The organism is Nocardiopsis deserti (assembly GCF_008638355.1).
Classification (GTDB): domain Bacteria; phylum Actinomycetota; class Actinomycetes; order Streptosporangiales; family Streptosporangiaceae; genus Nocardiopsis; species Nocardiopsis alborubida.
In genome coordinates this window covers 191,068-216,093 of sequence record NZ_VWVS01000013.1, presented here as the reverse complement: position 1 = coordinate 216,093, position 25,026 = coordinate 191,068, and the positions used below count along the sequence as shown (strand labels likewise).

The 25,026-nt window shown below is 68.8% G+C and carries 27 protein-coding genes; 6 read left to right on the top strand and 21 right to left on the bottom strand.

The annotated features are described in order from the left end of the window. Positions 1-71: 71 nt before the first annotated feature. The 16 genes from FYW99_RS17800 to FYW99_RS17730 all read right to left on the bottom strand — a co-directional run bounded on the left by FYW99_RS17800 (position 72) and on the right by FYW99_RS17730 (position 12,259). Positions 72-446: a hypothetical protein gene (locus FYW99_RS17800; protein ID WP_150253151.1), complete on the bottom strand. Its 375-nt coding sequence runs from the start codon at positions 444-446 to the stop codon at positions 72-74. Between the two features lie 36 nt (positions 447-482). Next, the gene (locus FYW99_RS17795) at positions 483-785 is read right to left on the bottom strand and encodes a hypothetical protein (protein WP_150253150.1); all 303 of its coding nucleotides are present in this window, start codon (positions 783-785) and stop codon (positions 483-485) included. 508 nt (positions 786-1,293) lie between these two features. Then, positions 1,294-3,765, bottom strand: a complete 2,472-nt coding sequence (locus FYW99_RS17790; RefSeq protein WP_150253149.1) for an OmpA family protein — start codon at positions 3,763-3,765, stop codon at positions 1,294-1,296. A gap of 7 nt (positions 3,766-3,772) precedes the next feature. Then, entirely contained in the window at positions 3,773-4,183 is a 411-nt protein-coding gene (locus FYW99_RS17785; protein ID WP_150253148.1) for a pilus assembly protein TadG-related protein, read from the bottom strand. Further along, entirely contained in the window at positions 4,180-4,602 is a 423-nt protein-coding gene (locus FYW99_RS17780) for a TadE/TadG family type IV pilus assembly protein (protein WP_150253147.1), read from the bottom strand. The genes FYW99_RS17785 and FYW99_RS17780 overlap by 4 nt, the downstream gene beginning before the upstream one ends. Beyond that, a complete protein-coding gene (locus FYW99_RS17775) occupies positions 4,599-5,006 on the bottom strand; it encodes a pilus assembly protein (protein WP_150253146.1) in 408 nt (135 codons plus the stop codon). The genes FYW99_RS17780 and FYW99_RS17775 overlap by 4 nt, the downstream gene beginning before the upstream one ends. Positions 5,007-5,011: 5 nt before the next feature. Next, positions 5,012-5,179 carry a hypothetical protein gene (locus tag FYW99_RS31805; RefSeq protein WP_190394705.1) on the bottom strand — a complete coding sequence of 56 codons (168 nt, stop codon included), beginning with the start codon at positions 5,177-5,179 and terminating at the stop codon, positions 5,012-5,014. 19 nt (positions 5,180-5,198) lie between these two features. After that, complete coding sequence (locus tag FYW99_RS17770) at positions 5,199-6,098, bottom strand: type II secretion system F family protein (RefSeq protein ID WP_150253145.1); 900 nt, start codon at positions 6,096-6,098, stop codon at positions 5,199-5,201. Next, positions 6,095-6,958, bottom strand: a complete 864-nt coding sequence (locus tag FYW99_RS17765; RefSeq protein ID WP_150253144.1) for a type II secretion system F family protein — start codon at positions 6,956-6,958, stop codon at positions 6,095-6,097. Before FYW99_RS17765 ends, FYW99_RS17770 begins: the two co-directional genes overlap by 4 nt. Beyond that, on the bottom strand, positions 6,955-8,262 hold the full coding sequence (locus FYW99_RS17760; RefSeq protein ID WP_150253143.1) for a CpaF family protein: 1,308 nt from the start codon (positions 8,260-8,262) through the stop codon (positions 6,955-6,957). Before FYW99_RS17760 ends, FYW99_RS17765 begins: the two co-directional genes overlap by 4 nt. Further along, positions 8,259-9,017: a CpaE-like family protein gene (locus FYW99_RS17755; RefSeq protein ID WP_150253142.1), complete on the bottom strand. Its 759-nt coding sequence runs from the start codon at positions 9,015-9,017 to the stop codon at positions 8,259-8,261. The genes FYW99_RS17760 and FYW99_RS17755 overlap by 4 nt, the downstream gene beginning before the upstream one ends. Then, a complete protein-coding gene (locus tag FYW99_RS17750; protein WP_223839132.1) occupies positions 9,017-9,661 on the bottom strand; it encodes an SAF domain-containing protein in 645 nt (214 codons plus the stop codon). Before FYW99_RS17750 ends, FYW99_RS17755 begins: the two co-directional genes overlap by 1 nt. 13 nt (positions 9,662-9,674) lie before the next feature. Further along, positions 9,675-10,421, bottom strand: a complete 747-nt coding sequence (locus FYW99_RS32390) for a hypothetical protein (RefSeq protein ID WP_223839127.1) — start codon at positions 10,419-10,421, stop codon at positions 9,675-9,677. 37 nt (positions 10,422-10,458) lie between these two features. Continuing rightward, the gene (locus tag FYW99_RS17740; protein ID WP_150253141.1) at positions 10,459-10,983 is read right to left on the bottom strand and encodes a hypothetical protein; all 525 of its coding nucleotides are present in this window, start codon (positions 10,981-10,983) and stop codon (positions 10,459-10,461) included. 288 nt (positions 10,984-11,271) lie between these two features. Continuing rightward, entirely contained in the window at positions 11,272-11,457 is a 186-nt protein-coding gene (locus FYW99_RS17735) for a DUF397 domain-containing protein (RefSeq protein ID WP_150253140.1), read from the bottom strand. After that, positions 11,450-12,259 carry a helix-turn-helix domain-containing protein gene (locus tag FYW99_RS17730; RefSeq protein WP_150253139.1) on the bottom strand — a complete coding sequence of 270 codons (810 nt, stop codon included), beginning with the start codon at positions 12,257-12,259 and terminating at the stop codon, positions 11,450-11,452. Before FYW99_RS17730 ends, FYW99_RS17735 begins: the two co-directional genes overlap by 8 nt. A 274-nt stretch (positions 12,260-12,533) precedes the next feature. Between FYW99_RS17730 and FYW99_RS17725 the strand changes: the two genes are divergently transcribed. Continuing rightward, on the top strand, positions 12,534-12,962 hold the full coding sequence (locus FYW99_RS17725; protein WP_150253138.1) for a hypothetical protein: 429 nt from the start codon (positions 12,534-12,536) through the stop codon (positions 12,960-12,962). 191 nt (positions 12,963-13,153) lie between these two features. On the opposite strand, the gene FYW99_RS17720 is transcribed toward FYW99_RS17725, so the two are convergent. The 4 genes from FYW99_RS17720 to fxlM all read right to left on the bottom strand — a co-directional run bounded on the left by FYW99_RS17720 (position 13,154) and on the right by fxlM (position 18,898). Further along, positions 13,154-14,368 carry a lanthionine synthetase C family protein gene (locus FYW99_RS17720; protein ID WP_150253137.1) on the bottom strand — a complete coding sequence of 405 codons (1,215 nt, stop codon included), beginning with the start codon at positions 14,366-14,368 and terminating at the stop codon, positions 13,154-13,156. Further along, the gene (locus tag FYW99_RS17715) at positions 14,365-17,235 is read right to left on the bottom strand and encodes a lantibiotic dehydratase (RefSeq protein ID WP_190394704.1); all 2,871 of its coding nucleotides are present in this window, start codon (positions 17,233-17,235) and stop codon (positions 14,365-14,367) included. The genes FYW99_RS17720 and FYW99_RS17715 overlap by 4 nt, the downstream gene beginning before the upstream one ends. A 191-nt stretch (positions 17,236-17,426) precedes the next feature. After that, positions 17,427-17,621, bottom strand: a complete 195-nt coding sequence (locus tag FYW99_RS17710) for an FxLD family lanthipeptide (protein WP_150253135.1) — start codon at positions 17,619-17,621, stop codon at positions 17,427-17,429. Next, positions 17,618-18,898, bottom strand: coding sequence for a methyltransferase, FxLD system (gene fxlM, locus FYW99_RS17705; protein ID WP_223839125.1), 1,281 nt, complete (start codon positions 18,896-18,898; stop codon positions 17,618-17,620). The genes FYW99_RS17710 and fxlM overlap by 4 nt, the downstream gene beginning before the upstream one ends. A gap of 264 nt (positions 18,899-19,162) precedes the next feature. Between fxlM and FYW99_RS17700 the strand changes: the two genes are divergently transcribed. Beyond that, a complete protein-coding gene (locus tag FYW99_RS17700; protein WP_150253134.1) occupies positions 19,163-19,807 on the top strand; it encodes an HAD family hydrolase in 645 nt (214 codons plus the stop codon). 41 nt (positions 19,808-19,848) lie between these two features. Continuing rightward, positions 19,849-20,748: a phosphotransferase enzyme family protein gene (locus tag FYW99_RS17695; protein WP_190394703.1), complete on the top strand. Its 900-nt coding sequence runs from the start codon at positions 19,849-19,851 to the stop codon at positions 20,746-20,748. Positions 20,749-20,750: 2 nt separating this feature from the next. Here the strand turns inward: FYW99_RS17695 and FYW99_RS17690 are convergent, their stop codons facing one another. After that, the gene (locus tag FYW99_RS17690) at positions 20,751-22,109 is read right to left on the bottom strand and encodes a helix-turn-helix domain-containing protein (protein ID WP_190394702.1); all 1,359 of its coding nucleotides are present in this window, start codon (positions 22,107-22,109) and stop codon (positions 20,751-20,753) included. 297 nt (positions 22,110-22,406) lie between these two features. Here FYW99_RS17690 and FYW99_RS17685 point away from each other — a divergent pair, with 297 nt between their 5' ends. From FYW99_RS17685 to FYW99_RS17675, 3 genes are read left to right on the top strand one after another with little or no spacing between them, the layout of a single operon-like run. Beyond that, positions 22,407-22,895, top strand: coding sequence for a roadblock/LC7 domain-containing protein (locus tag FYW99_RS17685; RefSeq protein ID WP_150253131.1), 489 nt, complete (start codon positions 22,407-22,409; stop codon positions 22,893-22,895). Then, a complete protein-coding gene (locus FYW99_RS17680) occupies positions 22,892-23,695 on the top strand; it encodes a DUF742 domain-containing protein (RefSeq protein ID WP_150253130.1) in 804 nt (267 codons plus the stop codon). Before FYW99_RS17685 ends, FYW99_RS17680 begins: the two co-directional genes overlap by 4 nt. Next, positions 23,692-25,011 carry a hypothetical protein gene (locus FYW99_RS17675; RefSeq protein WP_150253129.1) on the top strand — a complete coding sequence of 440 codons (1,320 nt, stop codon included), beginning with the start codon at positions 23,692-23,694 and terminating at the stop codon, positions 25,009-25,011. Before FYW99_RS17680 ends, FYW99_RS17675 begins: the two co-directional genes overlap by 4 nt. The last annotated feature ends 15 nt before the right edge of the window (positions 25,012-25,026 follow it).

The window sequence follows — 25,026 nt, the reverse complement described above, 5'->3', positions numbered from 1 at the left end:
TACACGTGGGTTCTGATCAGAGACCGGGGATAGGGGGTGCCGCCGTTTCGACGGCGACACCCCAAGCCGTTCTATTCGTCCGCGCGGTATACGGACAGGTCGGCGACTTCTTCGCCGTCGAACCCGTACAGGCAGGACGCGAGATATTCGGCGTTCTCGTCACACCACGACAGCTGTTCACGCGTGTAGTCCGCCAGGTATTCGGCGTCACTGTCGCTCGGAACCGTGGTCAGGAACCCGATCGCGTTGCGCGCTACGGCGTTCTCAGTGGCACCGGACGGGCTTCCCAGGTCTCCACCAGCGAAGACGAGCGTGTCACCGCAGTACAGTTCGTATGACCAGCGCTCCCGAGACAGGGGAACGCCACCGTCGGGGTAGAACCCGTTAGGTTCGATGATCAGCGTGTGAGGTTCGGACGTGAATCCGGAAAGGACGAAGGTCGACATGGCACACCACCCGTGGTGTTGCGGTTTTGCGGGTTTTTAGCAGTTCTCGACGCGCACGCCACCGCGCGGACCGAAGTGCACGCACCGGTCCGGGTAGCCAAGGCAGTCGGGTGACGCGAACAGGTGAATACACGAGTCGTCGCCGACGGCGGGGGTGAGAACCGACTCCGGGTCACGGTTGACGTAGTCGAACGTCTGGAACCAGGAGTAACCGGAGTGGTACCGGTCAGACAGGGCGTCCTTTGCCGCTTCGATCGAGCCGAACCGCTCCAAGTCGTTTTCCAGTTCGGACAGCGCGTATCCGCTACCGCCGTACCAGATGCCATACCAGAGGGACATAGAAAGCTCCCGATTTCGAGCGTTTTGCTTGGTCACTTAATTGATACCCACAAAGAGGGGCCAAAACACTCAAAGGAAGGGATTTTCTTGCCTTTATCCATGCGCGAGCAAGGCCAATCAGGCAAGCAGAAAGGCCAGCATGGGAAGGCAATGCATCAAACAAAGAGCCATAAAAAGGAAGGGAATTTGGTACCCCATAAGGGGTTAACAGGAAAGCAAGAAGAGCAACCATAAAGGAGTTCAACAAACCAGGAGACAACGGCGATCCCATGGAGAATTTGGTGGCAAGCCTGCGGCACCTGTCGGGAGGCGCGCAGGCACACCCTCCGCGCTTCCTATCTGCGGATATTCGTGCGCAGGCCCGTAACCTTCATGTGGACACATCGAAGAGCACCCCGGCTGGCAGACCGGTGGACACCATCAACTAAAGAGAATTACGCAAAAGAAGATATGCAGATAACACCGCTTCACCAGGAAGTAAGGCGCGACTCCAGCGAAGGTGATCTTCTCAGGTTGAAATTTCCTGCTCTCCGAGAGCTGATCGATGATACTCTCGGACTCGATCAGCAGATTCCACGTCCGCTTTTTCATCGTATCTTTTGGCGAGCTCTTGTGCTGCTTCGGCAGCGATCGGGTCAATCCTGAGCGCCCTTTGCAGCATTGAGATCGCTCGCCGTGGATCGGCTTCCTTGGCACATGTGGTCAGCGCATCAACCAGTTGGCCTCGGATACGAACACGAACACCTTCGGCCCACATGTAGTCAGTGTGAGCGGTGAAGTCATCGTCGAACATGGCCGCGGCGGTGGTGACGAGTGTGGCAGCGTCATCGCTGTGGTCGGCCTCGTCCAAGAGCTGTTCCACCCGCCACAGGTCGCACACCACCAGGCCAGGGTTGAGCTGGTAGAGGTCGCCGTCGTGGATGATGACCGCGGTCGCGTCCTCGTCCAGGAGAGGACGGCAGGCGGTGCGCACGGAGGTGCAGGCGTCGTGCCAGCGTCTGATGGCGCGGTGTCCGGTGTCCTGGGGCCACATCGCGTCGACCGCGGCCTCCAGCCTCACCCCCGCTGGGTGGGCGGCCAGGTAGCTCAGGACCTCGTATGCGGCTCGGCGGTGTGGGCGGACCTGGTGGCCGTGGACGGCCAGGGTGATGCGGCCGAGCACGGTGACGGACACCGCCCCTGCGGACGCCTCTGCCTGGTGAGGCGTAGAGGCTTCTGCACCGGGCTCGGGTTCCGGTTCGCGCTCTTCGGTCTCGTCTGCCGCGTCGGCGTGTTCCGTGTCTTTGGTGTCTTCGAGCAGTGTGTCGTGACGGGTGAGCAGGGCCCGGTACAGCTCGGATGAGGCGGTGGTGGCCCAGCGGTGGCCCACCGCTTCGGCGAAAGGGGCGTCGGCTGTGGTGATGACGCCGTGGGCGTCGATGCTCATGGTCGGGCCGTCGTCCTGGGGCCAAGGGCCGAGCAGGATGGCGTGGAGGGGTGCGTTCGGGGTGTGGGCGAGCAGGGAGGTGACTTCCGTGGCCACACCTGCGTCCGCGCGGGCGAGCAGCACGAACTGCGGTCCGCCAGGGGGTGCGGCGTCCTGGTCTTCTGTGTCGTCGTACTCGTCGGCGGCGCGGTGCCGGGCGAGCACTTGGAGTTGCAGCAGCGTCAGGGCGTCCTCAACACCGTCGGTCACCATGATGGAGGCGTCCTCGTCGAGCTGAGGTAGGCGCCGTGTTTCGTCCAGCAGAGCGTGCAGGTCACTGCTGGGCACGACGATGGTGAGGGCGCTCTCGTTGTGCTCCAGGGCGCGGGTCAGCAGCGTGCGGGCAGCCCCCTCGGCGCCGGGGCCGGTGATGCCCAGCCCGGGTGCGCGGGCCAGGTCGATCATCGCCAGTTCGGGACGCTTGTCTTCCGCGTCCTCGTCGGTGTCGACCGGTGCGCTTGGCGGAAGGGGTGCCTCACTGGCGTGCTCCGCCCTCTCGGCCTGGTTGTGCGCGTCGGTGGAGGCTTCATCTGCGCCGCTGGGGTGCTGTGGTTGGCTGCGGCGGCGTTCGAGGGCCATGCCGGCCACCATGCCAGCGGTTCCGGTGGTCATGGCCAGGATGAGGCCGCCGGGCAGGGAGAGTCCGACCGCGGGAGCGGAGGTCTCCTCGGGAGCGTCCTCGTTCTCCGGGCCGTGGTGCGCTGGCGGGGTGTCCGGTGCCGGGGGCGGGGTGAGGAGCACGCTGTAGGAGATCTCCACGCGGCGTTGCTCGGCGTCATCGGCCGAGTCGAGGAGTGCTCGGTCCCCTTCTCCTTCGGCGCGCACGGTGATCTCTTCGCCCAGGTGCGTACGCAACTGTTCCGCGACGGCTTCTGCGCGCCGCTGGGACAGGTCGAGGTTGTAGGCAGGGTCGCCTGCGGCGTCGGTGTGGCCGGTCACCACCACGGGGATCTCCGAAGAGCCGTGCTGGTCGATGAGTTGGGCGACGGCTTGTACGTCCTGGCGCATCGGCTCGCTCAGTTCGGCGGAGTCGTAGCCGAAGGAGTCGATGGTGCGGGAGCGGTCGATGAGCACCAGCTCCTCGACGTCCTGCCGGTCCGCCTCCGTTTCGGCCAGGTCCTCGGCTACGGGTTCGGCGGGGGCCTGGGAGACCGTGGTGGCCGGAGCTGCGGCGTGGGCGGCGGCTGGGGAGACGGCGATGGTGCCCAGGGTGGTGGCGGCGAGCATCTGCAAGGGGCGCAGCGGCCGCAGCCGGGGCGGGCGGTGGCGAAAACGCCCTATCGCTTCGGTGATCAGGACTGCCAGGTACAGGCTCCACAGTCCCCACAGGGCCAGGATCAGCAGGGCGGTGCCCACACCTTGGGGCAGGCGTGCGCTGCGCAGGTGCACCTGCACGCTGGTCCAGGACAGGTCGAGGACGGGCCAGGTCAAGAGCGTGGCCAGCCACGGCAGTCCGGCCAGGAGGGCGAGGGTGGTGGCGAGTGCGGCGAGCTGGCGAAGGCGTGGGTGTGTCATGGGTGCCTCAGGGCGTGGTGGGTTCGGTGAGCGGTGTGGCGCTCGCTGTTCCTGATGCGGTGCGCGCGGCCAGCGGGAGCAGGCGGAAGGTGTAGGTGCTCTGCGCGGTGACGGTGACCACGTCGCCGTTGACTGTCGCGGTGCCCCGAACTCCGGCATCGGCGAGGAAGGTGTTCGCGGCCGTGGTCGCGGCGGTGGGGTCCAGGGTCACGGTGCCGTCGGCCCGGTAGGCGGCCAGGTCGATCTGCTGGGCACCGGCGCGGGCGGCTTCCTGGGCGAGCTGGAGGTTGCGGTTGCGTTCCCTGAGGGCTGCGCCGACGTCGAAGACGAGGGCGACCAGCAGCAGGAGGGCGGTGGCCATGATGACCAGGAACGCGGTGGCCTGCCCGCGGTCGTCGCGGAGGTCGGGGCGTCTCATGGGGTGCTCCGGTAGGTGTCGACCACCGAGGAGGCGGTGCCTTCGATGGTGCGTGTGCCGGGCAGGTGCAGGCCGACCAAGTCGGACAGGTTCGCGTGGCAGGTCAGGGTCACGTCCACGGTCGCGCCGGGGGTGAGTCCGCCGGTGTCCACGGTCAGGTCGTGGGTGGCGCAGCTCAGCTCGTGCGTACGCACCGCTTGGGCGGCTGCGGTCTCGGCCGCTGTGTGGGCGGTGGCGGGGGTGCGTTGCAGGGTGGCGGCGCGGGCGGCGGCGTGTGCTGCGGCGTCGGCGGCCATGCCCGCGCTCACCAGCCGGTGGGCGAGTAGCACCAGCATCGCGATCAGGATGAGGACGGGGGTGAGCAGCGCCAGTTCCGCTGACGCCGAACCGCGGTCTTTGGTGCTGTCGTGGCGGGTCATGGTGGGCCTGCGCCGGGTGTGTGGTGTTCCACGGGGCCGGAGACCGCGGCGTTCACGGGCCAGTCCAGGCCGGGGATCATGGTGGGCACGTGCGCGCTCACGTGGACCGTGGCGGTGGTGTCGGTGCGTTCCACGGTGATGTCCAGGCTGTGGAGGAGGTCGCCGCGTAGTTGAGTCGCGACCTCGGTGGCGCGGGTGTGCCCGTCGGTTTCGGTGGCCTCCACCGCCCGTGCTGCGGCCTGGCCGTGTTGGGCGATGGTCTGGGAGATGTGGGTGGCGTGTGCCCACAGGCCGATCTGGACCACGAGTACCAGCAGCAGGAGCATGAGCGGGGTGGCCACGACCAGCTCGGTGCTGCCGCGGTCCCGGTCGGGATCGGTGGAGGAGGGGATGAGGCCGCGCATCGGGGTTACCCGAGGGTGATGGATCCGGCCCATCCCAGGACGGCGTCGGAGATCAGGGCCAGGGCTCCGACGGCGAGGATGACCAGGGTGGCGATCACGGCGACGGCTTCGGTGGAGTAGCCGTCATCGGCGTGTGGGCGGGGGCGGTCGGGTCGGTTGAGGAAGGGAAACATCGTCTCCTCCGGTGTGCTTTCACAGGCTGGTGAGGATCAGGTGTAGGGCGGGGTAGCCGATGAGGATCAGAAAGCCCGCGAACAGGAGCACGGTCGGCAGGCTCATGCGTTCGGTGGCCGATTGGGCTTGTGCTTCCAATTCGGCCAGGTGTTGCGTACGCAGGGACGTGGCCTTGGCGGCCAGGCTGGCGCGGACCCGGGCGCCATCGGCTCCGGCCAGGCGCAGGCTCGCGGCCAGCTCGGTGGCGGCGGGAACGTCGTAGCGCTCCCCCAGTTCCTCCAGGGCGGTCCAGGCGGGTTCGTGTTGGATGGTGGCGGTGTACAGGGCGGTGCGGATGCGGCGCATGGCCCAGGTGTCGCTGGCCCGGGTGGCGTCGTCCAGGGCTCCGGTGACTCCGGCGCCTCCGGCCAGGGAGATGACGACCAGGTCGCAGACCGCGGCGATGGTGTGGCGCATCTGTTCGGAGCGCTCCTTGGCCTGGTCGCGTACCTCCAGGTCGGGGGCCATCCACAGCACAGCGGCGAACACGGCCCAGATGAGCACGCCGAACACCGGTGAAAACGCCAGTCCCAGAGCGGCCAGGACGGTGCCGATCACAGGAGGAGCGACCAGGGCCAGCACCGCCATGGCGGCTTTCTGGGAGAGGTAGCCGGGCACGTCCCGGTCGCACGCGGCCAGGCGGCGGCGTGTGCGCCGGGTCGGCAGGCCCAGGGCGGACAGCAGGGGAACGCCGGGAGAGCCGAGTCTGCTCGACCATCCGGGTCGCTCGGCGGACTCGGTTGCGGGCTCGGGGACCGCGGCCGTGGGCTCTTGGAGGAGTTCGGCCAGGGAGGGCCGCGACAGGCGGGGCAGCAGCGCGAGCCACAGTCCTGCGGTGAGCATGCACCCGCCCGCGACGGCGAGGAGGAAGGTGTTCACGTCACCACCTCCGGCTCTGTCTTCTCGCGGGCCAGCACCCGGGGGCCCAAGCTGGTGCGGGTCAGGCGGGCGAGCCACACCAGGCCCACCGCCCACAGCACACCGATGCCCGCCAGGACGAGCTGGCCGATGCCGGTGTTGTAGGGGGCGAGGTAGTCGGCGTTGACCAGCGCGAGGCCCACCGCCAAAGCGAGGGTGGTGGCGGCGATGATCCGCGCGGAGGTGCGCACCCGTGCCCGGGTCGCGGCGATGCGCACCAGCATCGCGGCCTGTTCCCGGGCGGCTTGGGCCAGGCTGGACAGCAGTGCGCCCAGATCGGCGGCGTGGCGGCTGGCCGCGCTGGACAGCGCGGCCACCACCAGGTCCGCGGTGGGCACCTGCACCCGGACGGCGAACTCCCGCAGAGCCTCCTCGGGCGGTGTCCCCCGTTGGAGTTGCTCGGCCAGATGGGCGACGTCGGCGCGGATCGGTTCGGGAGCGGTGGGGACGGTGTGGGCGATGGCCTGGTGCAGGCCCGCCGCTCCGGCCATGAGGTCGCGGATCTGTTCGGCCCATCCGGCGACCGCGTCCACCTGGGCGACACGGCTGGCGTTTTCGCGGTCGGGGCCCAGCAGGCGCGGCAGCCACCACATCCCGGCCGCCGCCAGAAGCCCCGCGACCGGCCACCCGGTGAGGAGGGCGATCAGAACTCCGCCCGCGACAGTGGAGGCCGCCCGGAGCACCCGGGTGCGGGGCATCGGTGTTCGTCGCACACCTGCCCCTGCGTTCCGAGGGAGGTGCCGCATACCGGTGAGCAGCAGCCAGGCCCCGGCGCCCAGCAGCAGACCGCCCGCTCCCCCGAGAACCAGCGCCGCAGTCATCGCCGGTGTCCGTTCACGGTGTTCGGGGCGGCCATGAGCCGGGCCACGTCGAACCCTTCGGAGTGCAGCGCCCGGGTCGTGTCCGGGCTCGGTGGCGCGGCGGGTGCTCTCTGGCCGTGCTCGTGGCGGTAGATCTCGTTGGAGACCACCTGGGTTCCGTCCGCGCCGACCACCTCGCGGACGCTGGTGACGCGCCGCCCTCCCGTCGGAGTGGCGGACAGGTGCACCACCAGGTGCACCGCCGCCGCGACCAGTAGGGAGGTCGCCTCCAGCGGAAGTCGATCCGAGAGGGCCGCGTACGCGCCGAGCTTGGTGAACGCTCCTGCGCTGGAGGCGGCGTGCAGGGTGGTCAGGGAGCCGTTGTTGCCCTGGGACATGGCGGTCAGCAGCGGCACGGTCTCGCTGCCGCGGGTCTCGCCGACGATGACCCGGTCAGGGGACATCCGCAGCGCGGCGCGGACCAGGTCGGCGACGGTGACCTCGCCCCGCCCCTCGGTGTTGGGCGGGCGTGCGTGCAGGGCGACGGCGTCCGGGTGGGCGGTCTCGTCGCGTTCCAGGGCGAGTTCGGGTACGTCCTCGATGGTCACCACCCGCTCCTGGGGCGGGATCTCCGTGGCCAGGGCCCGTAGCAGGGTGGTCTTGCCCGCGCCGGTGCCGCCGGTGATGACGATGTTGCGCCGCGAGCGCACTGCGGCGCGCAGCAGGTCGACCAGGGTCTGGTCGAGGGTGTCCAACCGTCGCAGTTGGCCCAGGCCGGTGGTGTGGTAGCGGTGGCGGCGGATGGAGACGGCGGGCTGGTGGGAGACGTCGAGGATGGCGTTGAGCCGGGAGCCGTCGGCCAGGGCCATGTCCAGGATGGGGGCGGCCGGGTCGAAGCGCCGCTCCCCCATCGGGGAGTCGGCGGCGATCCGCCGTACCAGGGCCACCAGTTCCTCGGGGCCGTCCACGATCGCAGGGAGCCGTTCACGCCGTCCGTCGGCGTAGCGCACCCACACCTGGGTTCCGGTGAGGTTGACGTTCTCGATCTCGGCATCCTCTAGCAGGGCTTCCAAGGGGCCGAGTCCGCACACCCGTGCCAGCACCTGCCGGGCGATGGCCTCTTCGGTAGCCCCGTCCAGCACCGGTTGTCCGGAGGCCAGCGCGCGGCTGGCTCTCTCGTCCAGCACCTGGCGGATGACCCTGCGGGCCAGAGCCCGGTACTCCTGTCCCGCGACCGGGTCGGTGTTTGCGGCGTGCGCGCTCAGGCGCCGGGTCGCTTCTGCGGTGACCTGGCGTACGTGGAACGCCGTCGTCTCGTCGCTCATGGCACCTGCCCGAGGAATCGCGCCACCGTCGGATCCACCGATTCCGTGGCAGCGAATCGTGTCTGCTCTGCGAGGGCGCGGCCGAGAGCGCGCGCCTGTCTGATCAGAGGGCGCCGGTCCAGGCGCGCCACCTCGCCCTGTCCGCTGAGGAAGGCGGCGGTGCGCGCGTCTTGGGACACCTTCGCCCACACGGGCAGCCCCACCGCCGCGCTGATCTCCGCGCTGCCCCGGGGCGGATCGAGCACGGCCAGCCCCAGACGCGGGCAGCGGGTGCACAGGCCAGCCGCGGACTCCTTGGCCCGTTTCAGGTGCGCGACATCGCCCGGAACCACCAGCACCGCCGCGTCCGCCGCGTCCAGGAAGGCCGCGGGCGTGGCCTCCGGCAACACCCGGCCCAGGTCCACGACCGTGACGTGATCGCCTTTGAGGGCCTTGGGATTCTGGGCCAGCAGACCGACCGCTCCGGCGGTGCGGTCGGCCGTGGACGGCGCCACGCACACCCGCACACCGCCCGACAGCACCTGGGAGACCGCCGCGATGTCGATCCTCTCGTGGTCCTGGCCGCTGCGGCTGGCAGCGGCCAGGTCCACCAGACCGGGCCAGACCGGAAGGCGCCACCATGCGGCGACGTCACCGCCGGAGGCGTCTGCCTCCACCATCCACACCGGATCAGGGGCGGGCCAGGTGCTGGCCAGCGCGAGCGCCAGCGTGGTGACACCAGGAGCACCGGACAGGGAGAACACCGCGACCAGCATCAGTCGCCCCCGTGCGGGGTTTGCACCAGGGAGACCTGATCCTCGGCGGCGGCCCGGGCGAGCTGGGCGGCGTAGGTGCCGTCCACCACCAGGTCCACGTGCACCTCACCGCCCACCTCCTCGGTCAGCGGGGTCAGGCTCTGCACCTGCGCGGGAAAGGACGCGGTATCGCTGCTCTCCCCCGTGAGGACCACCGTCACCTGCGACCCCGTCCGTACCGAGGAGGGCACCCGCCCCGAGGCGAGTTGAACACTGGCCGTGGCCTGCCCGGAGGCCAACTGCTCTCCGTCCGCGCCCAGGACCGCATCCGACAGCAGAGCGCCCTCGGTGACTGGGAGGGTGAGCGTGGTACCGACCACCTGCTCGACGTCGGAGGCCGTCGGCAGGCTCTCGGCCCCGGCCAGCTCGACTACCCGCACGTCGGCGGCGGTGACCACGTGCCCGGCCGGGAGGTCACCGGCCGCCACCAGCACCGGGGAGCGCTGGTCCACCTGGCTGAGCGCGACCACCACCGCGGTCGCCCCGGCCACCATGAGCGCCACCGCGACCACCGCCGACCGCCGCCGGCGAGTAGCACGCCCCGACAGATGAACCGGCTCGTCCTTATCACTACCGCTGGTCCGGGGGTTGGTTGTGGTCACCATGGTGTTCGCCTCCTCATGTCACCACTCCGGAGGACTCGACCACCCGCACCGTCGTGGACGTCTCGGTGGTCAGGGCGGGAAAGGTGCCGCCCTCACCGTCGGAGCTGGACCACTCCACCTGCCACGACAAGCTGGCGCTCACCTCGTAGCCGCTGCTGATGGAGGTGAAGGTGTGCCCGCAGTCCGGAGAGGACTCCGCCGGGTCGTGGACATCCGGGTCGTAGGCAGTACCGGGGCCCTCGCACTCCACGGTCGTGCCGTCGCCCATCGACCAGGAAAGCGACGCCGGAGTGGCGGTCACCGTCACCGATCCGCCGGGCACGCTCGCGGTGGCCGTCTCCTCCTGCCAAGTGTCCGAGGAGATCCACATCCACACCGGAACCCGCACCAGCACCGGGGCGTCCGCGCTCGGCGACATCGAGATCTCGGGAGAGGAGAGCTGGAACGCCGCACGGGCCGCGTACGCCAGGGCCTCGAAGTCGACCTCCTCCTCGGCCTCGTCGGCGCCGCCGCCGACCGTGGCACTGCACCGCGCCGAGAGGCCGTCGACCTCGCACGCGGGCTCGGACGAGGCCGACCCCGTGCCTTCGGGAGCTGCCTCGGGGACTGGCTCTCCTTCGTCTGCCGAGCCTCCCGGGTTCTCTTCTCCGGACTCGGCGGAGACGTCGCATCCGGGTCCACCCGCGGACCCGCACTCCACGTGGCCTCCGAGGAAGTCAGGGTCCGCCCAGGCCAGACCCGGAACCGCGAGAAGCACCATCGCGGCACCGGCGGCAATGAAAGGGGTTCTCCGTCGATTATTCATCGCAGGATCCGATTTCCCAGATCCGCAGGTCGGAGACCTTCCAAGCGAGTCCGTCGAAGGCAACGCCCGCGTCCACGCGCCGGAGCAGAGGTGATTCCGGTGATGGCTCCACAAGCTCTCCGGAGTCCGCGTTTTCCCGGAGCCATGAAGTGGAGTCCATGCAGTCCTCGATCTCCACGTGGGTGTCCTCTGCCGAGATCACCTCGGGCGAGAACTCCGGTGAGCCCCGGGCGACCACGCCCTCGTCAGCTTCCGCTATCAGACCGTGTTCCACGAGCGCCAGAGCGTCTCCGCTGGCGTACAACTCCAGGTCGGAGTAGTCAGGCTCCTCGTTACGGGCCTCTTCCACCAGCACGTTCCACATGGAGTCGTAGGCCTCAAGCGCAAGATCCTCGCCTGACTGCTGTTCAGAGGGTGCCGGTGACTCGCTGGGCGCGGGGGCAGGCTCGCTCTCCTGAGGAGTGCAGCCGACGAGGAGTCCCCCCAACACAATCACTCCCATGGTGTGGAGCCTCATCGCACCTCCAGGGCATCATCAGTTCCTCACCTGGAGTGACGAGAGTAGTGCTGTAGATCACATATTCCAATGCGCAATCATTATCGAACGTAGAACCGTTAGCTATCCCTCACCAAAAGGTAAGGTCCCACAACGAATTTCGCGTCACAAACCTCGCATTTCACCCGACCCTCAAGAGACACCGGAACAAGAAAAGGCATCTCGCTCCCGACAGGAGCGAGATGCCTTCGACCGACAGGAGGAACCTGTTCGCGGCCGACGAGTCCGACGGAACGTCGGGCTGGCCCCTCAGGAGGTGGTGCGCTGTGCTCCCGCCAGCAGGGCGGTCCACTCCGCGGCGGGGAAGGCCAGGTGGCCCAGCTGGCGGTACTTGGTGTCGCGGACCTGGACCACGGAAGCGTCCGCACGGCACTCGACGCAGTCCTGGTGTCCGCCGCCGCTGTAGGACGACTTGCGCCACGTCTGCTCAACCATGGTCCAACCTCGCCAACTCTTCCTGGAGCAGGTGCAGCGACTCCTGAGGGGAGAGCGCCACGGCCTGCGCGTCACTGAGCAGTACCCGGAAGCGCTGCACCGCCTGCGGATCGTCCAGCAGTCGGCCCGAGTATGCCGACTCGACATACACCACTTCCGGAGCCGAAGAGGAAGCTATCAGCTTGAACGTACCGACGAGCCCGGCGTGCCAGCCCGTGGTCACGAGCTGGATGGAGATCCGCCGGTCCTGGATGAGGTCTACCACCCGCCGCAGTTGCTCGGCCATGAGCTCCGCATCGGAGTTCGGTCGGCGCCGCAGCACGGCCGCGTCGATCACCGCCCTGTACACGGTGGCGGAGGAGGCGAACCTCTGAGCTCGGGCGAGGCGCGAGTGGACGCTGCTCTCGACCTCGTCCGGCGTCATCCACGGGGAGAACACGCGCACCGCGGCGTAGGCGTAGTTCTCCACCTGGAGCACGGACGGGAACAGGTTCGTCTGGACCTCCATGATCGACACGGCGTCCCGTTCCACCTGGTCCAGGTCGTCCAGCCAGACCGGTTCGCCGTCACCGCTGAGCTGGCCCCAGAACCTCTCAAGTCGCCCATCCGCGCTCAGAACCCGGTCCAGCTCGGTCACGAGCTTCAGGTCAGGAGAGCGCTCACCGCGTTCGATGTTGCCGATGTGCCCTTGGCTTACTCCGACCTGCTTGCCCAACCGCTCCTGTGTGTAGCCGCTCGTGCGGCGACGGCGGCTGAGTTCCCGGCCGAAGCGAGCGTTCGCCTCCGGGTGCTGTTCCTCCATGTCTCCAGTGAAACACAGATTATTTCAAGCGAACACAGAGCAATCCAAATTACTCGCTGAATAGGCATGGCCTGTGTTTTCAGGGCCTCGGAAGCCACAGTTGGACACAAGTCAGCCCCGCGACGGTGTGGGCCGTCCGGGGCACGGCCAACAGAACGGAGCTGTTGACGATGCCCAGCCTAGCGAAACGGCGTCGCTCCCGTCGGGTGCGCACCTACGTCGGGGTCACGCCTGTCCCTCTCCCTCCCGAGGTGATGACGACGGGAGGCGACCGATGGACGTAGTGGAGAGCGTCCTGGTCAACGATGGCGAGGAGTTCGACCGATGGGTGCGTGCCAGGCACGCGACGGTCACCGTCGCCGAGGAGGACTGGGAGTACGTGACCCTCGAAGCCCGCTCGAATGTGTCCGGCACCGGTCAGCAGCGCTGCCGGTACACCTACCGGCTGCCGCCCGCCATGGCCATGCGTCGGCTGCACAACACCTTCGTCGTCGGCCTGGAGCACCCCACCGCGGACGGAGGCCGATGCCTGCATGTGCGGTTGGTGCGCCCGGGGCTGGCGTTCGAGACCTGGGAGGTGGGCAAGCAGCAGGCGGTCCTGGTCGCGATGGCCCGGGTGTGCCTTGAACGCCGGACGTGCGGAGCGACCTCCGTCAACCTGAGGTCCTACGTGGTGGCCAAGGTCCTCGACTGGTACGGATAACTACTCACGCGGCGGGTCCGCTCGGTGCTGCACCGGGCGGACCCGCCTGTCCCGGTGGCGAGAAGAAGCACCAGCCCCGTCCATGCCGTGAGGTTCCAGAGGCGATCGGTCCAACGAATCTTTCGCGCGTCGGGAAACGGGCGTCTCTCAGAACGAGGGCTCGGCCGAGTGCCGGGTGAATAGGACCTGGATCACGCCGTCAGCAGCACACAGGTGTCCCAGCTCGGGCCGTTCGAACCACTGGTGACCGTGGACAAGGCCATCACCACCCCGAGCGGCCCTTCGAGAAGTCCCGTCAGAGCCGTGTCACCGCTCAGCGTCCGGCGGAACAGTCTCTGCGTGGCCTTGGTGAGCCCGGTGTTCAGATCCGCGGCACGTGCTGAGCGGTCCTGATCCTGCGCCATCCGATAGGCGGCTTGGACCACTCCCGCGAGGCCGTGGCACAACCCCGTCCCAGCTGTCCGATCGAGAGACGACGGTTCCAGGCAACCTGCCATGGCCCGCTCGGCCAGAGCACAGCGGGCCGTGTCTCCCAGGGCCAGACCCGCGAGCTGCTGGGCGCGTGCCAGCCCCGGCGTGCCGTAACACCAGGACATCCCACCTGGCTTCCCCACCTCCATGCCCTTGCCACCAGAGCGGCAGGGAGTGGCCCACGCTGGCCACCATGCACCATCCTCGTCCTGCTGTCTCCAGGCATCGAGGTAGGAGCACACCCGATCGATCGCCTCATCCTGGTGCGGCACCCGGACCCCTTGGCGGTGGGCCAGCGCGAGCAGGGCGAGCACTCCCCCGATGCCGTGTGCCGTCCCCAGATTGGCGTGGCCGCCTTCCCAGGCCGGAACGGCGTTGTGCCAGGGGTCGTGCTGCACCCACCAGCCGGGCAGCTCCTCGCCGTGTACCCGTACCGGTTCGGTGAGCCGCACCAGGTAGTCCAGGATCCCGGCCATCGCCGACCCGTGGGGGTCCGTGCGCAGGAGCACGGCTCCGATGCCCGTCAGGCCGGTGATGGCGTCGTACTCCGCGAAGATCAGCGGTTCCTGGCGTTCTCTGCGAGCTCGGACGGCATCGAGTCGCCCGTGGGCCAGGGTGTTGAGGTGGCGTGTGAGCGTGGCCCGCGCGTGGGTGTACTGGTCGGGGAACAGCGACAGCAGCAGGGACAGGGCGGGGAGCCCGTAGAACGCTCCCGCTCGCTGGGAGGCGTCCACGCCGTCGGCGGTGGCTGCCCGGACCCAGGCGTGAGCGCGCTCCGCACTGGTTGGGTCATGCTGGGCCCGTACCGCGTGGAACAGGACGATCCCGGCCGCTCCGGTGTCCAGGCACTGGGCCCGCGTGATGAGGGACGGCACGGGATCCGCGAACCGGTCGGCCAGGCGGGCGAGGAACTCCTCGGCGGCCTCGGTGATCATCGGGCCCCCTGGCGAGCACGGGCGGAGAGGGTCAGGGCCACGGCGCGGGTCAGTTCGAGGAGCCGTGTCTCGTCGGTGCGGTCGGGTCCGATCAGCCGGTTGTGGTGCATGTGGAGCAGGGAGGGGAGCACGTCCTGGATGTCCTCAGGATCGGGAAGGTGTGCCCGGTAGACGGCCAGGGCTTCTGCGCGGTCGCGCCATACCCGCTGTAGCTCGGGCGAGACGGGCTCGGTAACGGTGTCCAGGTGGTCCAGCGCGAGGGTGTGTGCGGTGCGGTCTATCGGTGTGCGGGCCCGCGGCAGGTGTGCGGTCAGCCAGTCCAGGCCCTGTTCTGGACAGGCCGCGGTGACGAGGTCGATCAGCGATACCGCTCCGAGTGCGTGCAGCCGGGTGGTGTTCTCGAAGGCCGCGTGTCGGAGTTGGGTGAGTGCGGCGGCGGTGTCGGCGGCGAAGAGGGCGTGGGCGGTCTGGAGGGCTTCGCCGCTGCCGTAGCGGCCGGTTTCGGGGCGGTAGGTCTCCAGCGTCATGTGACGGAGCAGACCGCTTTCCTCCAGTTCCCTGGCCCAGCATGCCAGGGTGGAGAGCTGGTGGGCTCCGCTGGTGGGGATGCGCAGGCGCAGGTGCGGGCCGTCGTGGTCGCTGTACCGGACCACCCACCAGGCGGGTTCGCTCCCCCACCGTTGCCACAACTGCGGTGTGTGGTCGGTGAGCAGGCGTGAGTGCAGGTCCGCGTCGCAGTACAGGTGGGCTGAGGTCCATGTGTCAGCGCCCGGGAGGTGTACCGCGGGTGGTGTGGAAGCGAAGCTGACGCGTGGTGTGCGCGCCGGAGCTTGGGTGGAGGTCAGAGGCACCACGACCTCGTGGGCTCGATCTTGGCACCAGGCGAAGGCGCCGGGCGGCGGGGCTTCGAAGAGGATGGCGGGGGTCTGGCGCGCTCGGCGTTCCAGGTGGGTGCGCAACAGGTGCTGGTGGGCGGCCTGGCTCAGGTCCAATGCCAGGTAGGTCTCACCTTCCATCACCTGAATGTGATCGGGGATCCGGCGTTGGCGTTGAAGGCCGCGTAGTGCTGCGCACCAGGCGGAGGTGTCTGTGTCGGGGGCGGCGATGTCGTCGGCTCTCACCCTCCACAGGGCCGGGGACAGCACGGCGTTTGCGGCCCGTACCCGGGGCAGGTGGGTCCAGGTGTCGGTTGCGGTGGGCCAGGCGAATGCCAGGTGGGGTGCGGTTCGGGCGCGGGGCAGTTCGTAGCACAGGCGCACCAGGGGGTGGGTGTGCCAGCGGGGCTCCAGAGCGGAAAACAGGTGGGGTTCGATGATCTGTCCGGTAGAGCGACGTTGCAGGCGCAGGTGGTCGGGATCCACGCGCACGGACACGTCGTCGATGCCGAACACCTGCGGTCCGTCGGGGGTGGCGGGCGGTGGGTGTTCATCGATGACGAGCAGATGCGGCAGGACGGAGGTGGTGCGGGCGATGTTGTGGGCCGAGTCCACCAGCGGCGGGGCACTGAGCTGGACCGGCACGGCGCCCTCGGTGAGAGTGGGCAGGTTCTCGTAACCTCCTGCGGCGATGCCGTCCAGGTGGAAGAAGCGTCCGGTAAGTACTCCCACCGCACGGGAGACACCGGTGACCCACAGCGTCATCGACCCCGTGTCCACGGCCTGCGGGGTGGAGGCCTGGATCTGGGCGCGCACCTCCAGGTGCGGCGGCGCGGGCGTCTCGTGCTCCTGGCTTGGTTGGGGTAGCGCCAGGAGGTCGACCTCGTTCTCCCCCGCCAGGGCCGCGGTGTGTGCGGCCTGTGTCAGCGTGTGGTCGCGTGCGGTGGGGCCGTGCTGTTCGGGAGTGGGAAGGAACGATCCCCGGTATCCGGCGGGCCAGCCGATCCCGGTGGGTCCGGCCAGGTCGGTCAGGGCGATGAGCGCACCGGGGCCGTAGCGTTCCAGGCACCGCTGGTGGTAGTCGTTCCAAGCGGGGGAACCGGTGCGCTGGGGAGCCCAGGCGAGCAGGGTGTTCGCTGCCTTCTGGACTTCTTCGACCACACTGAAGGACAGGGTGATCTGTGCGTCCAGACGCGTGTCCACCGCCAGACGGGCGTGTTCTGGGTCGGCTTCGGCAAGATGGCGCAGAGCCCGTTCGCGCAGTCCGGTGTGCTCGGCTGCATGGTGAGTGGTGTTGTGGCGGCTCAGCACATGGTGGACCCTGGTGGCTGCCTGTTCCTGGTCGGGCACTCTCCCCAGAAGGCAGCCCAGGGGGTCGCTCTCGGTCATGGGTGGATGAGCGGCACTGATCAGGATCCGGTGCTGGAGCAGCAGGGTGAGCATCGCCGAAACCGTCTCCCGAGCTACGGAGATGAACGCCTTGCACAGAGCGTCCTCCAGTTCACCCAACGGGCGCGGGACACGCGCCAGGTGAAGGACCAGTGCAGTGGCGGGTGTGTGGCGTACTGAGACCGGTGCCGCCTCGTCCGGAGTGGCGCCGGGTAACCAGGATCGGACGAGGCGGTTGCCGCTCACGTGGAGGGTGGAGGCCCGCACCACCTTCAGGTCCGGGGCGGTCTGCGCGTCGATGCGGTTGCTGTAGGCCGAGAGCCATCGTGCGTCGGGACGGGCCACCACCTGGTGGTGGTGGCCCCAGACCACGCGGGTGGCCGCTCCGACCGTGGCAGGAGCAACACCCGCGAACAGGCCGAAGGGGGTCGGGCGGAAGCGGGCGCGCAGAAGGTAGCGCATGAGGGAGGCCGCGCACCGACGTACCCGCTCCGGCGGCAGATCTTCTCCGTCACAGACGCGGTCTGTCAGCTCCGCCAGGGCAGGACTGGCCGTCCGGACCGCGTCGGAGAAGAAGGCCGTGTCCTGACAGGTCTGTCTCAACCACCGGCACAGTTCGGCCACCGGAGCCCTCGTCGGGTCTGGCCGCGCGGCTTCCTCGGCCGATGTCGGTATGAGGGTTGCCCGCAGCGTCACCGCGGGCTCGGCCAGGACGAACATGATCTCCTCCCCACAGGAAGAAGGCGCCCCCGTTCCATCAGCAGGAGAGTGGGAGCGCCCTCGGGTTCAGTGCCTCAGCCGACCGTGCGCCTGGTGCAGCTGTTCGTGCATGCCGTCTGGCACGTCTGGCCGCAGCCGTCGTTGGTCATGCTCCACAGGCCGGAGTCCAGTTCAGAACCCTGGTGGACCTGGAGGTCGAGGTCGAACACGTCGGCGACAGGGGTGAACCCGTCGTCGGTCTCGACCACGTCGAGGGTCGGTACTCTCACAGCTGCTCCTTGGGGGTGTGGGAGGGCCAGGTGATGACCATCCGGGTGTGCTTCTTGTCCACCACCCGACCGCAGGGAAGCCGGTCGTCCGGAGTGGACCGGGGGAAGAGCGTGATGTCGGGTTCGGTGCCGTGGCGGTACTTGCTGTCCCAGACGCGCATCAGGTCGTTGAGCTGCTCGGCCAGGGCCGGGCCGGAGGGGCCGTGTCCGATGGCGCCCAGCTCTCCGAGCTCTTCGTCCTCCGGGAAGGGGCGCAGGGTGCGGTAGGCGAAGCTGTCGCCGGTGGGGGAGACGAGGGCGGGCGTGCCCAGGGTCCAGGTGGGGATGACCACACCTGCTTTGACGGCGCCCGGGTCCGCGGTCAGGACCGCCCATCCGTCCACAGCCGATGCCACCCACAGGTCCTGGGAGTGGGTGGGGTCCTCGTCTCCCACGGTGACTCCGGACCATCGTGTCGTGGCCGGTTCTGCCAGGGCCTTGCGCAGCGCCTGCACGTCGACGTCGGGACCGTCCTCCAGGCGCAGCCCGACCCGGCGCTCCGGTTCCTCGTGGAGGTAGGGCATGGGCTCCCAGTGTTCGCCCGCCCCCTGCATGCGCACGAACCCGCACATGTCCACCTTCCGTGCCTGGAGGCGGCCGTCGCGGGCCTCCAGGGTCAGGCAGCGGGTCAATCCGCGGATGCGCAGTGGCACCACCATGAGCCCGCCCTCGGCCAGTTGGTCCTGCCAGGCGGGCGGCACGTCCCACGCCCCCGCGGTGACCACGATCCGGTCGAAAGGCGCCCGGTCGGCGAACCCGTTTTCGCCGTCCGCGGTCGCGACCGTCACCCGGTCGGAGTACCCGGCTGAAGCCAGGCACCCTTCGGCGCGCTCGACCACGTCCGGGTCGATGTCGATGGAGGTGACCTGGCCGTCAGCACCGACGAGTTCGGCGATCAGCGCGGCGTTGTAGCCTCCCGAACCCACTTCGAGCACCCGGTGGCCCGCCTGGATGTCGGCCCGGTCGAGCATGGTGGCGATGATGCTCGGTGCCGAGACCGAACTGAGCGCGATGCCGTCCTCTGATCGCTTGGTGACCAGAGCCCGGTGCGGGTTGTAGACCTCCTCCAGGTCCAGCCCGGGCACGAACGCCTCACGCGGCACCGCTTCCATCACCTGCGCCACCCGTGGGGACAGAGTTTCGCCCTCGTGGGCACTGTCCTGCCTGAGCTGTTCCACCATCCGTGCGCGCAGGTCCTCCGGCGACTTGGTCGCCTCGCCGACCGCGTCTGTCGTCACTGGGCCTCTCCCCCGTCCGTTGTTGACGACAGAAGTGTCCCGTGTCTGTTGATGAGGACCTATGCGCACACGCATAACCTTCGCGTTCGAATTATGCGCAGCGTTCGATTCACCGCTCTTGAACAGGAGTGATGCGCCGACAGCAAAGTGCTGTTTCCCGAGGCCGGAGTCGGGAGGGCAGCCGCGGCCGGGCGGAGCGTGCCCGCGCCCAGGCACAATGAGGCACGGACAAGGCGGCCAACTCGGGTAGGGAAGACCAAAGGCATGATCCGTTCCGTGGTGTTCGACGTCGGCGAGACCCTGCTGGACGACACCCGCGAGTGGGCGCGGTGGGCGGACTGGATCAACGTCCCCCGGCACACGTTCTCCGCCGTCCTGGGCGCGGTGACCGCCGAGGGCCGCAACAACGCCGAGACCTTCGACTACTTCCGGCCGGGCTTCGACCTCGCACGGGAACGGCGGCTGCGCGAGAAAGCAAGGCAGGGAGAGCTCATCGAGGAGGTCGACCTGTACCCGGACGTGCGCCCGGGGCTGCGCGCGCTCCGTGACGCGGGTGTCTGGGTGGGTATCGCTGGCAACCAGACGGCACGAGCCGGAGAGCTGCTCCACGAACTACGTCTGCCGGTGGACGGCATCGCCACGTCGGGTGAATGGGGGGTCGCCAAACCCGATCCCGCGTTCTTCGCCAAGGTCATCGCCATGGTTCCCGGCGCACCTGAGGAGATCGCGTACGTGGGCGACCACCGCGACAACGACGTCCTCCCCGCCCATGCCGCCGGCCTGCGGACCGCTCTGATCCGACGCGGCCCGTGGGGACATCTGTGGGCGAATGACCCCCAGGTCACCAAACGCGTGGACTGGGTGATCGACTCGGTACACGACCTCCCGGCTCTGCTCTCCGAGGCCTGAAACCCACTGTGCGCCGCGCCAGAGGCCCTTACAGTGGCAGCGTGGCCGAACCCTCTCCCTCTCTTACCGCTGAGACCGCGCTGCGCACCGCGGCCCGCACGGCAGCCGAGTTCTCCTGGTCGTACCTGGACGCACACATCCTCGGGCCCGTGGGCGAGAACGCCTCCGTGCTACTCCCCCGCGAGCAGCTCGTCCTTCGCATCTGTTCTGGCAGCAGCTATGACCGGGCGCGACGGGAGCTGCGTCTGGCCAGGTGGCTGCACGACAGCGATGTCCCCGCCGTCCGGGCGGTCAACGACATGGACGGCCCCCTTCTGCGTGAAGGTTGGGCGATCACCGTGTGGAAGTACGTTCCGGGCGTCCGACCAGCATCGCCCGATGTCATCGGCACGGTCCTACGTCGACTGCATGAGTTGAAGAACCCTCCGGACACGGAACTTCCGTCCTTGGACCCCCTCGACGGAACCGAGGACTACATCGACCAGTCGTACCTGGACGCCGGAGAGAAGTCCTTCCTCCGCCACCGGCTCGATCGCCTGCGTAACGCCTACGTGCACCTGGAACCCGTGCTTCCTCCTGGTCCTGTCCACGGCGACGCCCACCGCAAGAACATCGTGCAGGACCAGAACGGGAAACCGGTGGTGCTGGACCTGGAGCGCTTCAGCAACGGGCTTCGCGAATGGGACCTCGTCGTGGCAGCGGTGTACGAGCGCTTGGGCTGGTACACCGCCGCCGAGTACGCGGCGTTCGTCGCGGCCTACGGCTGTGACGTCCGGGAGTGGTCGGGGTTCGAGACCATAGCCGCGGTTCGGGAGCTGCGGATGACGGCGTGGTTGTGTGCACGCACCGGACGGGAGCCGCGCCTTCTATCCGAGGCTCGAAGCCGCATCGCTTCCCTGGATCAGGACTGCGGCCTCAAGCGGTGGCAGCCCGGAACCTGACTTCAGGGCCGCGCCAACGGAGAGTCGACGAGGAACTCCTGGAACTCCCGTACGGGGCGGGTCGTGGCATAGGGTTCCAGGCTGGTTTGGAAGCGCGTGATGTAGGCGTGGACACGGGCCGAGCGCAGTCGACTGGCAGCCTCGATGGTGTGCTGCGCGACCGTGCAGGCGGCTTCGATGTCCTTGGCCGGGGTCATCAGGTGAGCTCCCGCCCGTACCAGACCGGCGAAGGTACGACTGCGCCGGAAGCTGGTGGGTGCCAGCGCGATAGACCTCTGTGCGTGTTCGACCGCCTGTGGACCTCGTCCAAGGTCGTGGAAGCAGTGCGCGAACTCGTCGGCCATCTCGGAGGAGTTGAAGTACCCCATCCAGGCGGGTTCCTGTTCATTGTCGATGGCAGCGAAGGCGTTCTCCATCTCCTTCAGCGCGCTGGCGCAGGCGCGTTCCTCTCCAAGGGAGGCCAGTCCTCGGGCCTCCATGGCGGCGAGCATGGCTCGGATAGCGGGGGTGGCCTGGGCACCGGTACCGGCCTTGGCGGTACGGGCGAGATCGACCGCGCTGCGGAAGTCACCGAGGAAGTTGGCCTGGTGGCTGAGTAGGGCGAGCGCCTTCGCTCCCAGCAGGCGGTTCGACCCAAGGTGGGCCAGGTTCAGGGATTGGAGGAAGTAGCGGCGGCCCAAGGCGTGCAGCCCCGCGTCATAAGCCATGGCTCCCGTCTTGGCGGCGAAGCGAGCGCTCGCGGAGAAGAGCGCTCTGCCCACCTGTGGGGTGAAGCGGCCCCGCAACAGGGGTGCGATCTCACTGGTCAGGTACTGGACGGCTGCGGTTCGTGCGTGTCCGCCACCGAACTCATGATCCAGAGTCTCGAAGAGGTCGCAGGCTCGCGTGATGGCGTGGACGTCGTCCTCGGTGACGTTGAGCTGGGCATCGGCTTCGGTACCGATGAGGGCTGGGGGTGCGACCAACCACCGGAGCAGGGGCGTACTCAGGCGTTCCGCCTGCGTCATGGGCCAGTTATCAGGAATGCGCTGTGAAAGATCGGCGTCCCACAGCGTTCCTGCCTGTCTGACCGCTTCCTGCACGGATTCGGTGAACAGATCAGCATCCGAGGAAGCGCGGTCATCAGTCATCCGCACGGTAGGGGCCGTAGAAGGCAGTGTCTCCAGAGGTGCGCCGAGCCCTCGGAGCGCTTCTGCTGCCTTCCGTCGGTCGGTGAGACCCTTGCCCGTTTCAGCTCTGGCGACGGTACTCTGCGCGACCCCGCACATCCGCGCCAGCGCCTCCTGCGACAGCGAACGCACCCGACGACGCAGAAAACGCACCACCCGTTGGGCGTCGCGTTCCCGGACCGCGTCGACCATCTCCGGGTCCTGCCACACCCAGGCCGGAATGCAGTGGCACGCTCCTCGCCCGTCATGGCGCGGGCGTCCGCAGTTCCCGCACATCGGAGCCTCCTTCGTCACCTGGGGGCGTAACGAGACGCCCTCACAGTAGCGGTGAATCCGATTCCTTTTCAGCGCCTTCGGAAACCAGCCAGGTGCGCCAGGAGAGCTTTCTCCTCGTCATGACCCGGAAATCGAACGGCACGCATTATTCGAACGCCGCGCTTAACCGCACACGCATAGGTTCTCCCTCCGAGCGAAACCACACTGCCGTGTATGACCGCAGCAGCAACAGGGACAGAGCGTTCCCACCTCTGGTCCGCCCCTGACACGACGTGCCCGGACGGGGAACAACGCGACCGTGCCCTGGTACAGGAGCTCGTCCAGCTTCTGGAGGACACCCGGGCGCTGGGCGGCGTGGTGTTCGGCCGCGACGGGCTGCACTTGGCCCGCGCCGGGATGGACCAGGTCCAAGCCGAGCGGGCCACCGCCGCACTCAACGGCCTGCACCTGTTCTCCAGGGAAGCCGGACGCCAGCACAAGCGGGGAGAAGTGGAGACCGTGCTGGTGCGCTACCAGAGCGGTGCGGTCGTGATCGCCCCGCTCACCGACGAGGTCACGGCGGCGCTCGTGGTGGACGATGCGGTGTCGTTGCGTGAGACGGCCCGTGCCCTGACGCTGTTCGCCGGGTCCGTCCAGCACCTCCTCCCGCGCCAGCCGTGCCCGTTCATTCACCAGGCCAGCGGAGACGAGGGGCGGGGATGAGCACGATCGCACCCGCACCGCTGACGGTGCGGCCCGGTACACGGGTGCTCATGGACACGTTGGTGCGGGCCACTCCGTCCATACCGGCTTCCTACCAGCCCGACCTGCCCGAGTTGGCCGTCTCGGTGTGGCGGCTCTGCCTCGATGCCAAGCACCCTGTGACGGTCGCCGAACTCGCGGCCCGGTTGGGCTTCTCTCCGGCGCTGGCCGGTGTGCTGGTCTGCGACCTGGCCCAGGTGGACCTGCTTCGGATCGTGCGTTTTCCCGCGCTGGCGGCACGTCTGCGTTCGTGGGCCTGCGGTGGGCCGACCGAGGGTCCTGTTCCGCGCGTGGCCAAGCTGCTCGTCGTGGGAGGCCGACCCGAACAGGTGCGCCGATGCCTCGCGCACCTGACCAGGAGGGAGCCCTTTCCTCTGGACCCGGGGTGCGGTGTGGACGTGGCGGTGGCCCGGATCGCTGAGGACCTGCACCTGCTGGGGCTCGGTGTGGCGGTGGAGGCGCACCATCCGTCATGGGCGGACCTGTGCCGGGACGCCTTCGGCGCCCTGGTGATCGCCGACCCCACCGAGCCCGCTCACACCGCGGACAGGATCGCGGTCCTGCGCGCTCTGGGGGTCGCGCTGGTGGCTCTGGTCCCCGTACACGACGGCGCGGAACCCACCCCTGAACAGCTCCGCGCAGCCGCAGGCCTGGCCGATGACGTTGACCCGGTGGTGGCCGCCGATCTGGGCTCGTCCACCGCCAGCGCCGAAGGGCTGATGGACCTGTGCACATACCTGGAGAACGGAGGCCACCGATGAACCAGCCCCGTGCGGTGATCTTCGGCTCCGGGCACTCCGCCCTGACGTTGGGCACCGGGCTGTTGGCGGACGGCTGGCGCGTGGACGTGTTCACCCGCCACTCCACCCCCGAACTCCTGGGCGGCCCGGCCGGGCTCACCCAGATCACCCTGCCGTCGGTTCGCGCGGCCGAGCGCTCCCTGGGGCTGGACCTGTGGGCCGTCACCGCGCCGAAGGCGCAGAGCGTGCGCATGGCGATGGCCTCCGCGGATCGGCCGTGGGAGTTCAGGGCCGAACTACCCGCGGCGGCCACCGCCGTCGACCACCGGCTGAAGACCGCGTACTGGTTGCAGCGCTTCGAAGCGCTGGGCGGCGGGGTCTACGTCAAGACCTGCACCGTCGCGGACGTGGCCTCCTTCGCCGCCTCCGGGATGTATGACCTGGTCGTGGTCGCCCCCGGTGTGGACAGCGACCTGGGCCGACTCTTCGCCCCGGATGAGCGCCGTGTCGGCGGTGCCACGGACCGGGTGGCGGTACAGGTGCACCTGGACGGGTTCGACCGTGCCCCTGGGGACGCCGACATCCAGGTCATCACCCACCCGGACGGAGAGGTGCTGGTCTACCCGGCGCTGACACACGACGTGCTCAGCCCGGGCCAGGTCCGGGAGCTGTCCGGGGCTGGCGAAGCCCCTGTCGACGTCGCGCCCTTCTGGGCGGTGTGTGTGCAGGTACTCGCACGCCCTGGCACGGACCTGGACCCCACGCCCGCTCTGGGCCAGAAGGCGAACGCCGCCACCGCGGCGGGGCTGCCTTCCCGACACGGCCACCACGCGCGCAACGCCTGGAACCATGTGCTGCCTCGTCTGGAAGTGCTGGCGCCCGACGTGGCCGAGCAGTGCGCCAAGGCCAGCGTGGTTCCCCGCTCGGAGCTGGTACGCCACATCCGTCCCCGGGTACGGCACCCGGTCGCCGTTGTGGGCGGAACGCCGGTTCTGGGCATCGGCGACGCCACGGTGACGGTGGAACACGCCTCCGGCCAGGGAGCGGGAGCTTCCGTTCTGGTGGCCACCACCGTCCGCGACCAAATCCGCCAGCAGCGCCACCTCAACGGCCCCTTGGACGGAGACTTCCTCACCGGAGCGTGGGAGGCGTACTGGGCTCGGCACGGCCAGTACACCAGCGGCTTCGGCGAGTTCGTCACCGGCTACTGGAACGGCTCTCTGCCCGGGGCCCTGCTGACGGCCTTCGCCGAGACCGTGGCCACCCCTGAAGGCGCCAACGCCTGGGCCACCGGACTGGACGACCCCGCCCGCATGGCCCGCTTCCTCTCGCCCTGACCCCTTTCCCTCACC